This window comes from Thalassospira sp. Z349TD_5 (assembly GCF_056173045.1).
Genome location: NZ_CM149654.1, coordinates 2,427,022 through 2,441,037, shown reverse-complemented (window position 1 = coordinate 2,441,037; position 14,016 = coordinate 2,427,022). Strand labels below are relative to the sequence as shown.

14 protein-coding genes and 2 tRNA genes are annotated in these 14,016 nt (G+C 52.8%); 10 read left to right on the top strand and 6 right to left on the bottom strand.

Annotated features, from left to right (window positions below; genetic code table 11):
* Positions 1 to 9: 9 nt before the first annotated feature.
* The 7 genes from AC0VXT_RS11175 to AC0VXT_RS11145 all read left to right on the top strand — a co-directional run bounded on the left by AC0VXT_RS11175 (position 10) and on the right by AC0VXT_RS11145 (position 3,993).
* Positions 10 to 606, top strand: coding sequence for a GNAT family N-acetyltransferase (locus AC0VXT_RS11175; protein ID WP_475545498.1), 597 nt, complete (start codon positions 10 to 12; stop codon positions 604 to 606).
* Between the two features lie 46 nt (positions 607 to 652).
* Entirely contained in the window at positions 653 to 1,843 is a 1,191-nt protein-coding gene (locus AC0VXT_RS11170) for an acetoin utilization protein AcuC (RefSeq protein ID WP_475548578.1), read from the top strand.
* Positions 1,840 to 2,286 carry a DUF192 domain-containing protein gene (locus tag AC0VXT_RS11165; RefSeq protein WP_475545497.1) on the top strand — a complete coding sequence of 149 codons (447 nt, stop codon included), beginning with the start codon at positions 1,840 to 1,842 and terminating at the stop codon, positions 2,284 to 2,286. The genes AC0VXT_RS11170 and AC0VXT_RS11165 overlap by 4 nt, the downstream gene beginning before the upstream one ends.
* Before the next feature lie 147 nt (positions 2,287 to 2,433).
* Positions 2,434 to 2,510 (top strand) — tRNA-Pro (locus AC0VXT_RS11160).
* A gap of 146 nt (positions 2,511 to 2,656) precedes the next feature.
* Positions 2,657 to 2,950, top strand: a complete 294-nt coding sequence (locus AC0VXT_RS11155) for an ETC complex I subunit (protein WP_022730547.1) — start codon at positions 2,657 to 2,659, stop codon at positions 2,948 to 2,950.
* 165 nt (positions 2,951 to 3,115) lie between these two features.
* Positions 3,116 to 3,192: transfer RNA gene (locus AC0VXT_RS11150), tRNA-Arg, on the top strand.
* Between the two features lie 144 nt (positions 3,193 to 3,336).
* The gene (locus AC0VXT_RS11145) at positions 3,337 to 3,993 is read left to right on the top strand and encodes a hypothetical protein (protein WP_417825065.1); all 657 of its coding nucleotides are present in this window, start codon (positions 3,337 to 3,339) and stop codon (positions 3,991 to 3,993) included.
* 9 nt (positions 3,994 to 4,002) lie between these two features.
* Here AC0VXT_RS11145 and AC0VXT_RS11140 read toward each other — a convergent pair whose 3' ends face one another.
* The 4 genes from AC0VXT_RS11140 to hisI form a co-directional block, all read right to left on the bottom strand.
* A complete protein-coding gene (locus tag AC0VXT_RS11140; protein ID WP_475545496.1) occupies positions 4,003 to 4,716 on the bottom strand; it encodes a YitT family protein in 714 nt (237 codons plus the stop codon).
* A gap of 118 nt (positions 4,717 to 4,834) precedes the next feature.
* Entirely contained in the window at positions 4,835 to 5,665 is an 831-nt protein-coding gene (locus tag AC0VXT_RS11135) for an aldo/keto reductase (protein ID WP_475545495.1), read from the bottom strand.
* A 600-nt stretch (positions 5,666 to 6,265) separates the two neighbouring features.
* Positions 6,266 to 7,390, bottom strand: coding sequence for a CobW family GTP-binding protein (locus tag AC0VXT_RS11130; protein WP_475545494.1), 1,125 nt, complete (start codon positions 7,388 to 7,390; stop codon positions 6,266 to 6,268).
* Between the two features lie 14 nt (positions 7,391 to 7,404).
* A complete protein-coding gene (gene hisI, locus AC0VXT_RS11125) occupies positions 7,405 to 7,803 on the bottom strand; it encodes a phosphoribosyl-AMP cyclohydrolase (RefSeq protein ID WP_022730553.1) in 399 nt (132 codons plus the stop codon).
* 150 nt (positions 7,804 to 7,953) lie between these two features.
* Between hisI and AC0VXT_RS11120 the strand changes: the two genes are divergently transcribed.
* From AC0VXT_RS11120 to AC0VXT_RS11110, 3 genes are read left to right on the top strand one after another with little or no spacing between them, the layout of a single operon-like run.
* Positions 7,954 to 8,430 carry a Fur family transcriptional regulator gene (locus AC0VXT_RS11120; RefSeq protein ID WP_475545493.1) on the top strand — a complete coding sequence of 159 codons (477 nt, stop codon included), beginning with the start codon at positions 7,954 to 7,956 and terminating at the stop codon, positions 8,428 to 8,430.
* Positions 8,411 to 9,232 (top strand): zinc ABC transporter ATP-binding protein ZnuC, encoded by an 822-nt coding sequence (znuC, locus tag AC0VXT_RS11115; RefSeq protein ID WP_475545492.1) that lies wholly within the window; start codon positions 8,411 to 8,413, stop codon positions 9,230 to 9,232. The genes AC0VXT_RS11120 and znuC overlap by 20 nt, the downstream gene beginning before the upstream one ends.
* On the top strand, positions 9,229 to 10,026 hold the full coding sequence (locus tag AC0VXT_RS11110) for a metal ABC transporter permease (RefSeq protein ID WP_475545491.1): 798 nt from the start codon (positions 9,229 to 9,231) through the stop codon (positions 10,024 to 10,026). The genes znuC and AC0VXT_RS11110 overlap by 4 nt, the downstream gene beginning before the upstream one ends.
* A gap of 46 nt (positions 10,027 to 10,072) precedes the next feature.
* Here AC0VXT_RS11110 and AC0VXT_RS11105 read toward each other — a convergent pair whose 3' ends face one another.
* Together AC0VXT_RS11105 and metC are read right to left on the bottom strand one after the other, a co-directional pair.
* Complete coding sequence (locus AC0VXT_RS11105; RefSeq protein WP_475545490.1) at positions 10,073 to 12,364, bottom strand: SLC26A/SulP transporter family protein; 2,292 nt, start codon at positions 12,362 to 12,364, stop codon at positions 10,073 to 10,075.
* Positions 12,365 to 12,662: 298 nt separating this feature from the next.
* Positions 12,663 to 13,847: a cystathionine beta-lyase gene (metC, locus tag AC0VXT_RS11100; RefSeq protein WP_475545489.1), complete on the bottom strand. Its 1,185-nt coding sequence runs from the start codon at positions 13,845 to 13,847 to the stop codon at positions 12,663 to 12,665.
* Positions 13,848 to 14,016 lie beyond the last annotated feature (169 nt).

Sequence of the window (14,016 nt, the reverse complement as noted above, 5' to 3'; positions counted from 1 at the left end):
AACACAAAAATGCAGCATCAGGGATTTACCCTTCAGCCCGGCATTGCCGATAAACATCGCGAGGCGGCCTGTGCCCTATTCTGGGAAGCGTTCCGTCAAAAGCTAGCCCGTGTGATGAACCCCGAAGACAAGGCATTGGCGTTTTTAAAACAAGTGATGGCGTCGAGCCATGCCATCAGTGCGATTGGTCAGGATGGCCATTTATTGGGTGTTGCCGGGTTTAAAACCACGGCAGGCGCCTTCGTCGGGGGTGGATTGTCCGATATTTGTTCTGTGTATGGTGCGTGGGGTGGATTGTGGCGCGGGCTGTTGCTTGATCTGCTTGAACGCGATCTGGCGGCAGATACGCTTTTGATGGATGGTATTTTTGTCGATCCGATTGCGCGTGGGCAGGGGGTTGGAACGGCACTTTTGGCCGCGGTGGCCGACACGGCGCGGGAACGCGGGCTATCACAGGTTCGTCTTGATGTGATTGATATCAATCCGCGTGCACGTGCGCTTTATGAACGATGCGGTTTTCGCGCAACCGGGACACAGGATATCGGGCCGTTGCGGTATCTGTTTGGTTTCAGGGCTGCAACCACCATGCATCGGGATGTCAAATAGCGGACGTTTGATAAACAGTCCTTGTGCAGAGCGATATGTGCAGGCAATGCTAGGGGCTTCTGACACTGCCTGGCTGACTGAACCCACCGTGACGCTTCCTGAAAACTTACCTGATTACCGTACACCGGATACATCGCCGCGCATGATCGCGGCTGAGATTTATCGAGGGTCGAGCTATGGGCCAAAACATCCATTGGCGATCCCGCGTGTATCGTTGGTTGTTGACATGGTGCATGCGCTGGGCTGGGTCGATGACAACAGCTATGTCACCGGGCCGGTGGCGACACCTGCGCAACTCACTCGGTTTCATGATCCTGATTATGTGCGTGCGGTGATGCAGGCCGAACGTGATCAGATTCTCCCCGAAGACATGATGGTTAAATTCGGATTGGGCAAAAACGGCAACCCGATCTACCCGGAAATTTTCCGGCGTCCGGCGACTGCGGCCGGATCATCGATCCTTGCCGCCCAAATGATCGCGAAAGGGGGCATTGTCCATCATCTTGCCGGGGGGACGCATCATGGATTACGCGACCGGGCATCGGGGTTTTGTTACTTCAATGATCCGGTTCTGGGGATTTATGCTTTGCTCGATTCGGGGCTGGATCGTGTGTTGTATGTCGATATTGATGCCCATCATGGCGACGGGGTGCAGATTGCCTTTGCCGAAGACGACCGGGTTCTCACGGTTTCCATGCATCAGGAAGACCTGTGGCCGAAGACCGGGGCGATTGATGACATCGCCGGGGGCATGGCGCGTAACCTTCCGATGCCTGCGGGGATGAACGATGATGAGATGCGCTATGTCCTACATGAATATTTGATTCCTCTTGCATTAAGTTTTGTACCACAAGCCATTGTTTTACAATGTGGGTGTGATACATTAGCAGAAGATCCATTGTCAAAGCAGCTGTTGGGCAATCAGTCGATCTGGGAAGTCGTTGGCACGATGACCAAATTGGCGCCACGGAGCCTTGTCCTTGGCGGCGGAGGATATAGTCCGTATGGGGTGGCGCGCTGTTGGTCCGGGGTGTGGGCAACCATTAACGGGATCGAAATACCTGCTGTGCTACCCATCACAGTGGAAAATATCCTGCGTGTCATAAAATGGACGCATAGCCGTGGAAGACAGCCCGACGAAACGATGTTTACGACACTTTGCGATCCGTGGCGGGGTGGCACGATCCGGGAGGACACCCGTGAGCGTGTTAGAAGACTAAGAGGGTATGGGGTATGAAGTCGCTTTTTCAGATGGCCTTGGTTGTGTGCTTTATCAGTGCCGCAGTTGTTGCGGGACTGAATGCAAAGGCAACCGGGTTTGAACGATCCCGCATTTTGGTGGATGGCGAAGTTTTCAATGTGGAAATGGCCATCACACCTGATGAGCGATCGCGTGGATTGATGTATCGTACCGAAATGGCCAATGACGCGGGCATGTTGTTTGATTTTGGCCGGGCGGCGGATATTTCGATGTGGATGAAAAACACTTTCATCTCGCTCGATATGCTGTTCATTGATGCCAAGGGCACGATTGTCGGTATTGAAAAACGCACCGTGCCACAGTCGGAAGCCATCATTCTGGGTCCAAAGCCGGTGCGCTTTGTGCTGGAGCTTAATGGTGGGGCATCCGACCGGATGGGATTTGAAGTGGGCGAAAAGGTCGAGGGCCTGCCGCGCTAAAGACCGGATTTCGGACGAAATATATCAATCAGCAATAGCAAGCCCGCAGAGGATATCTGCGGGCTTTGGTTTTTTGTACGTTTTTACGATAAAAACGATAATACGGGCTTGCCCACATCAAAGTGTGGTGCTAAACCCTCCCTCGTTCGGGGAGTAGCGCAGCCTGGTAGCGTACCTGCTTTGGGAGCAGGGGGTCGCGAGTTCGAATCTCGCCTTCCCGACCACTTTTCCCCTTTTGTTGTTTTATGAAGTTCCAATGGGATTTCCAATTGGCAGCAAAAGGTGTAAAAGATGGGGTGATAGCAGGGGGTACAGAGCCCCGTTTAACTGCCATCTCCATCTTATCCTGACGGTCAAGACGAGGGTCCCGATGAAGGTCCGTGTTTACAAACCTGCCAAGAACGCCATGCAGTCCGGTCAGGCTGCGACCAAGCACTGGGTTATGGAATTTGAACCGGGTGCGAAAAAAGTCGCGGATCAACTGATGGGATGGATCGGTTCCACCGATACCCGCGGACAGGTCAGAATGTATTTCGAAACGCTTGAAGAAGCGCAGGCCTTCGCCGCCAAGCACAAGCTGATCGCTGATGTCGAACAGCCCAAGCGCCGTAAAATCCAGATCAAAGCCTATGCCGATAACTTCGCGTTTAAACGCGTCGTCTGATTACGGGCGGACTTCTGGGTAACGGAACGTCAAAGACCATTCACCGGGGCGGATTTCCGCCCCGTTTCGTCTGACAGGGGACGTTAAACCCTGAAACGAATGACGGGCAGGCGCCCAATGCCGTGCCCTCAAATACCATCCGGGGCAACAACCACCCCACACCGCGGTCCCTTAGCTCAACTGGATAGAGCAACAGACTTCTAATCTGTAGGTTGCAGGTTCAAGTCCTGCAGGGATCGCCATTTTTCGCTTTTTAGTTATTGTTCCTGCGCCAAAATCGGGTGTCGAAAGAGAAGCTACTAAAGACTAGATTGCGCCATAAGCGTACATTCAGTCATCCTTAAGTAGTGAAGATAAATTTGGAAAACTTTTTTGAGGAGGGGGAGGTGCGTAAACGTTTACGTTTGGCGATGTGTTTGTCTTTTATTGGTGCGATTTTGGGGGTGGTGGCCATTTGTGCGGAAGTTTGGAGTTTAATTTCTTCTGGCAATAAAAACTTTGTTGAAATGGAAGCTTTGGAGGTCGAGGTTGCAAGTACTTTGAAAAAAATCGGGCCAGAAATTGAGAAAATACTTCAGGATACGAAAAGTGTTTCTCAGGCTCGGGAGATTTCAGCTATAAGACACAAAATTGAGATATTGGAAATGGTTACTCCGTATTTCAAGTTAAAGGGAGATGCCAAATTTACTCAGAATGAAGGAAAGATGGTCGTAAGTGATGGTTTGTTTTATGTATCAAACACTGGCAGTTATCCCCTCAGGTTGATGCGCATGGAGTATGAGTACCGCTGTAACGATAAGACTGTTGCTAGTTTGGTTAGTCCAGCTCAAGGACCTGTTTCTGCTGGGGACAGATTTGATCTCCCATCTCCAAATTACACCTTTGAAGAACCTTGCTCAAAATATACGATAACTGGGGTTGCGACAGTCAGGTCAAGTTTATTGAACGAGCGCGTGGTTACCGATAATTATCCCGACCTTGTAGAAAGTTACAAATCATTGATGGAGCGTTGGTATAGGTATTCAGTTATGTTTCCATCGTAACCATTTATCTTATCGCGCAGCCAAATACCGCCCCGGACGGTGGTTTATTGCGATGATCAGGTTCAGCACAACCGCCCCAAGGATCGATAGCAGGACTTTATCAAACGGCAGCGTCAGGAAGGCGATAATCAGGATGATCATGTCGATGGCAAGCTGCACGTAACCGGCCCGAATGCCAAAATGTTCCTGCAGATAAAGCGCGAGGATATTGATCCCGCCAAGGCCCGCCCGATGGCGAAACAGCATCAGAAGGCCAATCCCCATCAGCGCACCGCCTGCAGCCGCTGCATAGATTGGGTTGAGCATGGTGAAATCGACCATCATCGGGGTCAGTTTGGAAAAGATCGATACCAACCCGACCGCGACAAAGGTTTTAAGCGTAAATGCCTTCCCCATGCGTTTATAGGCCAGCCAGTAAAACGGCAGGTTGATGACAAAGAAGATCACCCCGAAGCTAAACCCGGTGGCATGTTCGATTAAAAGGGCCGCGCCGGCGGTACTGCCGGTGACCAGAACGCTTTCGCTATAGAGTGTGACGCCAAGCGAGACCACCATGGTGCCGAGCAGAAGGGCCAAGACGTCCTCATACAGGCGATGGGAAATATCGTCCTTTTTTGGGGTGTCGGAGTTGGTGGTGTGTGCGGTGGGTTTGGTCATGATCTGCGAACTGTCTTTTGTCTGATGAATGGTGATCAGGATACGATGTTCGCAGGTGCGAAACAAGCAGCCGTCGATGGTGCCGTATTCTTCGCCGGTTTCTGATCGGACGTCGCATGTAAACGCAAAAGACCGGCCCAGATCAGGCCGGTCTTGGTAATTTTATGTGTTGGGGGATATATGGTTAGGACGCGTCATCCCATTTAGGCGCAAAGTCTGGATCAATCAGGCGGCCGTCGGGTTTGGCCAGCTCATCGATTTTTGTCATTTCTTCGTCGGTCAGCTCGAAATCAAAGATGTCGAAATTGGCCGCCGCATTTTTGGGCGATCCTGATTTCGGGATTGCCATGACGCCATCCTGTTGCATCAACCAGCGCAATGTGACCTGTACGGCCGACTTGCCGTGTTTGTCGCCGATGTCGGTAAGAACGTCGTCCTTGAGCACAGCACCGCGTGCAATCGGGCAATAGGCCGTCATCAGCATGTCATGCGAATGCGCGTTTTCAAGCACCTTCGTCTGATCGATATAGGGATGATATTCGACCTGATTGACCGTCAGCGGGACGTTGGTCAGGTTGATCGCCTTATCCACCAGCACGGTCGGGAAGTTTGAAATCCCGATCAGGCGCGTCATGCCAAGGTTTTTAACCTCGTTCAAGGCGGGGATGGTTTCGCTAAGAGACACGTCTTCGTTTGGCCAGTGCAGCAGCAACAGGTCAACGTGATCAAGGTCAAGTTTGCGTAAAGACTCAACGACCGAGGTTTGCAAATCGCCGCTTTGGAAGGCGTCAGGCCAGACTTTGGTCGTTAAGAAATAATCGTCGCGCGCAAGGCCTGAGGCCTTAAGACCCTCACCAACACCTTGTTCGTTATGATACATCTGGGCGGTATCAAAATGGCGATAGCCAATTTTGGCGGCTTCGGCGACCATCTTTGCGGCCGCAGCATTATCAAGCTCGTACGTCCCAAATCCGAGGGCCGGAATCTTGTTACCCTGCCAGTTCCGGTAAATCATGTGTGTACCCCCTTGGTTTGATTGTTGTGTTTGTGGGTGCTGTCATTTGTCCTTGAGGTGACAAATATCCCGATATGCGCCTGATTTAGTCCATAACTAGATCATCGCAACCTGTACGATTGGATTAAACGGGCTGTTCTTTCGGGCAAAGACGGCAAGGGGATGGGCTTGTGCCAAAAAAAGAAAGTTCACAAAAAAAAGGGCGACCAACGCACGGCCGCCTGAAGTTCTGAACTTAGGCTCAGGACCTATTAATTTGATTGGAATGGCAGACGTTATATTTGTGAAATCCAAGGAAAAGCCCGCCGTGCGGGCTGGTATCCCGGCCAAGGGGTTTGACGCAGGAGTTTGCAAATATAACGTCTGTCCTTTGGATTGACCGGATTTGCACGGGCTACTTTGTCGCAAAACCTTGAAAGATGTATATCTTCCTGCGGTTTCGCTCCGCGTATCCGCACAAATCCGGTCAACCATTCAAACCAAATTAATAGGTCCTGAGCCTATAGTGAGGCTGTATCAAGCCAGAAATGAGGATGCCTGAACGGACGGTTGATATCCTTGATGTGGCTCAATCGCGGAATTTATGTCCGTTTGGGCAAATCAATCAGGCGCGCCATTTTCCGCCGTTTCGGCGACGGCTGCATTCAAATGATAAAGCGATTCCCGGATGATCTGCGGGCCAAGGTCCTTGGTGATAAAGACGATCTTTGATCGATGATCATCGCTTGGCCATGCGGGCAGGGATGCGGGTGGGTGGAAAATATGCTGCACGGCGTGAATGGCGACGGGTGCGTCTTCACCAACCAGATTTAAAATGCCCTTTACCCGCAGAAGGCTCTCGCCGCGCATCTGGGTAAAGATTTCGGCCCAGGTGACAAAGGCATCCCAGTGGATCGGATCATCAAAGGTGATGCAGAACGACTGAATATGGTCATCATGGCGGTTTACGTCATTGGCGTGGCTATGGCCATGATGCTCGTGGTCATGGTCATGTTTGTGGTCGTGCGTATGGTCATGCACTTCTTCGCCGTGATGATCATAGGCTTCGTCGCGCAGCCATTTCTGCACGTCCATGCTTTTGGTCGTCGGATCATACAGCCCGGCATTAAACAGCTTGTCGGCGGCAATATCGCCGTTGTGAACCGGATAAATTGGTGCGGCGGGATTAAGGGCGCGCAGGCGTGTTGCCAGCGTGTTGCTATGTGTTTCGCCGGCAAGGTCGGCCTTGGTCAAGAGAATACGGTCGGCAACGGCGGCTTGCTTAACACTTTCGGGATGGTGATCAAGTTGATGTGCACCGTTCACCGCATCAACCGTGGTTACCACGCTATCAAGGCGGAACTTGGTGGTCAGCAAGGGGTCGGTCATAAGGGTGTGCAGGATCGGGGCGGGGTCGGCAAGGCCGGTGGTTTCAATGATCACGCGATCAAACAGCGGGATTTCACCGCGCGTGCGTTTGACAAATAAATCACGCAAACCTGAAATCAGATCGCCGCGCACTGAACAGCAAATGCAGCCGGAATTAAGCAAAACAACATCTTCGGAGATTTCGCGCACCAACAAATGGTCCAGCCCGATATCACCAAACTCGTTGATCAGGACGGCGGTTTTATCCATGCCGTCTTGGGTCAGAAATGCATTAAGCAGGGTGGTTTTGCCACTGCCGAGAAAGCCGGTGATAACCGTGGTGGCGACGCGTTCGACTTGTTCTTTGGAAATAGCCATGGGACTGGTTTTGATCACTTCTTGCCATAGAGTTCATCGACAGCGACTTCCGGCTGGGAAATCACGACTTCTGCACCATCGCGCGCGGCAAAATAGAAACAGTTGCGCCGCCCGGTGTGGCAGGCCACGCCAAGCTGATCAACCTGTGCCAGTACCGTGTCCTGATCGCAGTCATAGCGAAAATCAACCAGTGTCTGTATCTGGCCGGAGCTTTCGCCCTTGCGCCACAGCTTGCCGCGCGAGCGTGAGAAATAGCACACCCGACCGGTTGACAGCGTTTCAAGCACCGCATCGCGGTTCATCCATGCCATCATCAGGACTTCGCCTGTATCATGCTGTTGCGCGATTGCCGGGATCAGGCCGTTTTCATTGTATTTCAGTTTATCGGCAATCTGTTCATTGGCGGTGGTCATGAAGGGCTCCGGTCGATGATGGTTGACTTTTGGGGCGTGGCACGGCAGAAAATGATATATTATAACATTTCAACAAATGCCACGGCTTTTTGGCTGCTGCCAATATGACCGAAAGTGGGCCACAGTGGCAATGCTGCGAGAAAACCTAGTATGAGCGATCTTTTCCCGAAAAAGGGCCATGATCACGACAGATGCGTACATAGCGCAATTGCCCAGGCAGAGAAAGTCTGTGACGACGCCAGTGCGCGGTTTACCGACATGCGCCGCAAGGTTTTTACCCTGATCTGGCAATCGCACAAGGCGGTGACGGCCTATGAGTTGCTTGATGCGCTGACGTCCGAAGGACAGCGCGTACAGCCGCCAACCGTATATCGGGCGCTGGAATTTTTAACCGACCTTGGCTTGGTGCATCGGATTGAATCGCTAAATGCCTATTTTGGCTGTGACCGGCCAGATTGCGATCATCTGGGGCAGTATTTCATTTGTACCGACTGCGGCCGTGTGGCCGAGGAAGTCAACGAAGACATGAGCAACGCTGTGCGTAAGGCCGCAGGCAATGTCGGCTTTGCCATTCAGGCGACCACGGTTGAAATCAAAGGGCTTTGCCATGACTGCGCCACTCATTGAGGGTCGGGGACTGACCCTTTCGTTTGGCAGTGAGCGCGTGCTTGATCAGGTGTCGCTGTCCATTCAGGCTGGCGAAATCATGACGTTGATCGGTCCCAATGGGGCGGGTAAATCAACGCTGGTCAAGACGTTGCTGGGCTTGCAAAAGCCTGACAGCGGCGATGTGATCCGCAAAAACGGCCTTCGTATTGGTTACGTGCCGCAAAAGTTGGCGATTGATCAGGTTTTACCCATGACCGTAAAGCGGTTTTTGACCCTGACGCGGGCAGCTGCACGCAGTGCCTGCGAAACGGTGTTGGGGCAGGTCGGTGCCGCGCATGTGATCGATGCGCAGATGAGTAGCCTTTCAGGTGGAGAATCCCAACGCGTCATGCTGGCGCGTGCTTTGTTGTTGCGCCCGGAACTTCTTGTTCTCGATGAGCCGACACAGGGCGTTGATGTTAGCGGGCAGGCGGAACTTTACCGGCTGATTGATGACATCCGTGCGGAGCTGAACTGCGCAGTCCTGATGATTTCCCATGATCTGCATCTGGTGATGGCCAAAACCGACAAGGTGGTGTGTTTCAATCGCCATGTCTGTTGTTCGGGCATACCTGACACGGTGCGCCAGCATCCTGAATACAGGTCGCTTTTTGGCGTGCGCGAGGCCGATGCGATTGGCATCTATACCCACGAACATGATCATGAACATGATTTGTCGGGGCATGTGGTGGGCGACTGTGGCCATGACCATTCGCATGATCACGGGCATTCGCATCATCATCATGGCCATCAGAAGCAAGAGGCAGAAACCACAAAATGATGGATGATTTCCTGTTTCGTGCAGTGACGGGTGGCGTCTTGCTGGCCTGTGTCTGTGGTCCGTTTGGCGCGTTTATCGTTTGGCGACGGATGGCGTTTTTTGGCGATATGCTGGCCCATTCGGCGTTGCTGGGTGTTGCACTTGGTTTGCTGATCGGGGTTGATGTGCGCCTTGGCATGATTGCCACGTGCCTTGCCAGTGCGTTGATCCTTGCCATCGGGCAACGTCAATCACGGATTGGCAGTGATACGGTGCTGGGTATGTTGGCGCACTCGACACTGGCCCTTGGCATGGTGGCACTTGCCTTCGTGCAGGGTGTGGCTGTTGATATTATGGCCTATCTGTTTGGTGACATTCTGGCGGTCAATGTCACCGATATCTGGATTTTGGCAGCGGGCGGAACCTTTGCCATCGCGGTACTGATCTGGATGTGGCGGCCGTTGCTGGCGGTCACGGTCAGCCCGGAAATTGCCGCGGCGGAAAGCATTCCGGTTGAACGGTTGCGCCTGATTTTCATGCTGTTGATGGCGCTTGTCATCGGCATGGCGATCAAGATTGTCGGGGTGCTTTTGATCACAGCCCTTTTGATCGTGCCTGCCGCCAGTGCACGGTTCTTTGCCAGAACGCCCGAACAAATGGCGATTGGCGCGGCGGTGTTTGGCGTGGCGTCTGTGATGGCCGGTATTGCGCTGTCATGGCATGTCGATACACCTGCTGGCCCCAGCATCGTGATTTCAGCAGCCGGTTTGTTTGTACTCAGCTCGATTGTGATGATGGGATTGCGCCGTAACTAGGAGGTTAGGCACTGTTACCAGATGAGCCGTGGCATGATGAACGGGATTACTGTTCAAGTTCTGAAATCATCATATTTGCCTGACGCAGGCGGCTTGCCAGAATGCGATTGAGATTAAGCAACAGGCGCGTGACAATGTCCTGATGGTTCTGTCGCAGGGCTGCGAAATCGGTACCATCAAGTGACAGACACAAAGCATCGGTTGTGGCGACGATAGTGGCTGATCTTGGTGCACCATCAAGCAGTGCGACCTCGCCAAACAAAGTGCCTTCCGTGATGGTGTTGATGCGTTTTTGACGACCCGTTCCCGGCACGTTGATCACAACATCCATACGCCCGTAAATCAGGAAATAGGCGCGATTGCAGGTGTCGTCCTGCTGGAAAACAAGGTCGCCTTTTTTGAAACGCTGACGTTGGGCTTTGTGACCAAGTGTTGTGATTTGATCGCGCGTCATGCCGTTTAACAGCAAACTTTTGGCAAAAACCCTGTGAATGCCGCGATCAGGTTTGTCGCAGAACCGGCGCAACAAAAGTTCTTCGCAATGAGCGAGGGCAGCATCGGTTTCGGCAAAGAAGTTCTCCTTGCCGACCGTTTTGATAACCCCGTTCGCATCAAGATTTAACCAGATCCAGCGTGGCTTTAATCTGTGATCGCGTTGATCGGGGGACGAGCCCGTGGCGGGTTCAGAGCGTTGTTTGTTCGGGGACAATCTGCGTTCCGGCTGAATGGAGCTTAGGAACAGGTGTTTGCCACCGTCGAGACATTGTTGATGAATGGCGCGAAGGGCCTCGGAGCCAGTGCTGTCGATTGACGTGACATGGCGAAAATCAAGGATGAGATAATCGATCCTGGTTTCAAGGTAACGGCTGACGGTGCTGCGTAACCGGGAACATGATCCGAAAAACAGTGCGCCCTGAAGTTCAAGGACGGCAATGCTATGGCCTTCTTTTTCAAGGCATTCAACGATGGCGACTTTACGCTGTCGATGCGCATGAACACGAGATCCAAGATAGGTGCGCCGGACCGGGTTTTTGCTCATGCCCAGAACGAATAAAATCACCGATACCAACACGCCAACGCAGACTGCAGATGCCAGATTAAAAAGAAGTGCAATGGCCACGACAAACAGGCTGATCAGTACATCTCCGACAATGACCCTTGGGTAGGGGAATTTGCCGGTGACAAGTTTCGAGAGCTTGATAAAGGTTGGTTGATCAATTGCCGGAATGGCAATCGCGATCACCATGCCCGCCGTTGCCCAGATCGGCAGGGCCGCGACCAATGGGGCGAAGATCAAGAGGCTGAGTGCGAGTGTGAGGCTGCTTGCCCAATTGGCGGTGCGTGATCTTGCGCCGGCATCCAGAATGGCAACCGATCTGCTGATTGTACCGGAACCGGGCAGGAAGCCGATAAAGCCCATGAGAATGTTCAGAAGGCCGTGGAGGCGTAATTCGGCATTTACGTCACTATGCCCGGCGGTTCTGGCGTCAATTGCCCGGCTTGAGATCACCGTATCAAATGACGACAGCAACCCGATGGTCAGTGCGCTTGTGATGACGATGTCGATGTTTGGGCTCAGCTCATTCCAGACCGGTGTTGTTTTGATCAGGATGGGCATGCGCCAGATTTCTGAAAACTCGATGGCGCCGATCAGAGGGGCATTGGCAAGCGGGAAGATCGAGACACCAATATAATAAATGGCCGTACCTGCGACCAACCCGACAATGGCAGCCGGCACAAACCGAATGGTGCGCGCAGCAATGAACTGGAACGAAATCGTTGTAAGGCTGACGGCAATTGCAAAGAAAAGAATACTGTTGTCGTCAGGTTCGAAAATGGCCGTGATATCGGGTGTCAGACTGCCAAGCGCGGTCGGGAGGGTGTTGAGCAACACCAGAAGGGCCGAGGCATTTACAAAACCTGACAACACGGGGGCCGGAATATAAGACGCCGCATTTCCCAGACGAAGCAGACCTGCGACAAACTGAAATATACCTGCGGCCAAAACGGCGACAAAGGCAATAACGATGGCATCACCGGCTGAGCTGCCACGTGTAATGGCGGTCTGGATTGCAGATGCCAGAACAAGTGCCGTAACGGCACGCGGACCTGATACCAGAAACGGGTTAACGCCAAACATCCCGCTTATGATGCCAAACAGAATGGCACTTCCGATGCTTGCACTAATGCCAAAGGATGCCCACTGAGGTCCGAGCGGGTAAAACGCGATTAAACCATAGGCAACCGCCTGCGGCAGTGTCGCCAGCATCCCGACGCACGCCGCCCCGATATCAAAGCGTGCTGTTTCTAATCGGGTTTGACGTCTGCCTTTGATCATTAAGTGCCTCATCGGAGGGTATCCGCCACGATCTGGTGCCCTATGTCTGCATGAAAACGCGATGCGATACAGGTTGCCAGTCATCCGTATTTTGGACTCGTGAAGAACGTGGCAGTTCTTAACCACCATCCCCTAATTGTTTGATTTGATTGTTTATTGGATAGGCACGTATCAGTGTAAAATTAGATGTGACATTTTTGGGAAATTAAGTCCATCCACGGTTTGGTCAATATTTTAAAACGATAAAGGCGACGCAGCATGATCTGCGTCGCCTTTGTCGTTGGTTTGCCTGTTTGAACTAGGCCGTCTTTAGCCGTTCAAACCCGGCCTCAAGGTCGGTAATCAGATCGTCCGGGTCCTCAAGGCCGATATGCAGGCGGATCAGTTGGCCGTCGTCTTCCCATGTGGTGGCGGTGCGGATTTTGGTTGGGTCGGATGGCAGGATCAGGCTTTCAAACCCGCCCCAGCTAAAGCCCATGCCAAACAGGTCCATATTGTCGACCATATTGGCCAGTTGCTTTTTCTCGACGGGCTGCATGACGAATGAGAACAGGCCACACGCACCACTGAAATCACGTTTCCAGATTTCATGGCCAGGATGATCGGGCAGGGCCGGGTGCAGGACCGTTTTTACTTCGGGTCGGGTTTGCAGCCAGTTGGCAACTTTAAGGCCGCTTGCGTGGTGCTGTTTCATCCTGACAGCAAGGGTGCGCAGGCCGCGCTGTGCGAGATAGCAATCATCTGGTCCAATCGCGTCGCCGGAAATCAGGACCTGCTTTTTAATGGTCAGCAAATCGTCCTCGGTCGCGGTGGTAATCGTGCCCATCATCACATCGGAATGACCGACGATGTATTTGGTGCCAGCCTGAACCGAAACATCGACGCCCAAGTCGAACGGGCGACACAGGATCGGGGACGCCCAGGTGTTATCAAGCATGACTTTGACGCCACGATCATGGGCCGCGGCGGCAATCGCGGGGATATCCTGCATTTCAAAGGTCAGCGACCCCGGGCTTTCACACCAGACAAGAACCGTATTGTCACGGATAAGTCTGGCAATATCGCCGCCAATGGTTGGGTCGTAATATTCGGTTTCAACACCAAAGCGTTTCAGGAAGGTGTTGCACAGATTACGCGTCGGGAAATAGGTGCTGTCGGTGATCAGGATGTGATCGCCCGGTTTGACGAATGCCAAAATCGCATTGGTGATCGCCGAAACTCCCGATGATACACATAGCGTGCCATAGCCGCCTTCAAGTTCGGCAACGGCTTCTTCGAGCAAAAATCGCGTTGGCGTGCCGTGGCGGCCATAGGTGACTTTGCCCGGAGCCGATGCACCGGCCTTTTCAAGCTCGGCAAGGCTGTCAAACAGGATGGTTGAGGCATGTAGCACGGGCGGGTTGACCACGCCGTGATATTGGCTGGACCGGCGACCGGCGTGAACCAGTTTGGTTTCAGTTTTCTGGGGGCGATGACCTGACATCGGTGGTGCTTCTCCTTGGGCGTGGGCCTTATTGTTTATGGATAAGACAAAGCATCTCAAACGCGACCGTTCAAGGCTTTTTCACCGCTTGGTCACGCATCACCATTGTGAAATCAGCCAACTGGGTTATTTCTTAGGCGCGGACCAACCGGTCCTTCGTGCATTTTAC

Bases quoted from the DNA above. Each gene is read 5' to 3' on its own strand.
- AC0VXT_RS11175 (WP_475545498.1), top strand. From the start codon at position 10: ATGCAGCATCAGGGATTTACCCTTCAGCCCGGCATTGCCGATAAACAT.
- AC0VXT_RS11170 (WP_475548578.1), top strand. From the start codon at position 653: ATGCTAGGGGCTTCTGACACTGCCTGGCTGACTGAACCCACCGTGACG.
- AC0VXT_RS11165 (WP_475545497.1), top strand. From the start codon at position 1,840: ATGAAGTCGCTTTTTCAGATGGCCTTGGTTGTGTGCTTTATCAGTGCC.
- AC0VXT_RS11155 (WP_022730547.1), top strand. From the start codon at position 2,657: ATGAAGGTCCGTGTTTACAAACCTGCCAAGAACGCCATGCAGTCCGGT.
- AC0VXT_RS11135 (WP_475545495.1), bottom strand. From the start codon at position 5,665: ATGATTTACCGGAACTGGCAGGGTAACAAGATTCCGGCCCTCGGATTT.
- AC0VXT_RS11130 (WP_475545494.1), bottom strand. From the start codon at position 7,390: ATGGCTATTTCCAAAGAACAAGTCGAACGCGTCGCCACCACGGTTATC.
- hisI (WP_022730553.1), bottom strand. From the start codon at position 7,803: ATGACCACCGCCAATGAACAGATTGCCGATAAACTGAAATACAATGAA.
- AC0VXT_RS11120 (WP_475545493.1), top strand. From the start codon at position 7,954: ATGAGCGATCTTTTCCCGAAAAAGGGCCATGATCACGACAGATGCGTA.
- znuC (WP_475545492.1), top strand. From the start codon at position 8,411: ATGACTGCGCCACTCATTGAGGGTCGGGGACTGACCCTTTCGTTTGGC.
- AC0VXT_RS11110 (WP_475545491.1), top strand. From the start codon at position 9,229: ATGATGGATGATTTCCTGTTTCGTGCAGTGACGGGTGGCGTCTTGCTG.
- AC0VXT_RS11105 (WP_475545490.1), bottom strand. From the start codon at position 12,364: ATGATCAAAGGCAGACGTCAAACCCGATTAGAAACAGCACGCTTTGAT.
- metC (WP_475545489.1), bottom strand. From the start codon at position 13,847: ATGTCAGGTCATCGCCCCCAGAAAACTGAAACCAAACTGGTTCACGCC.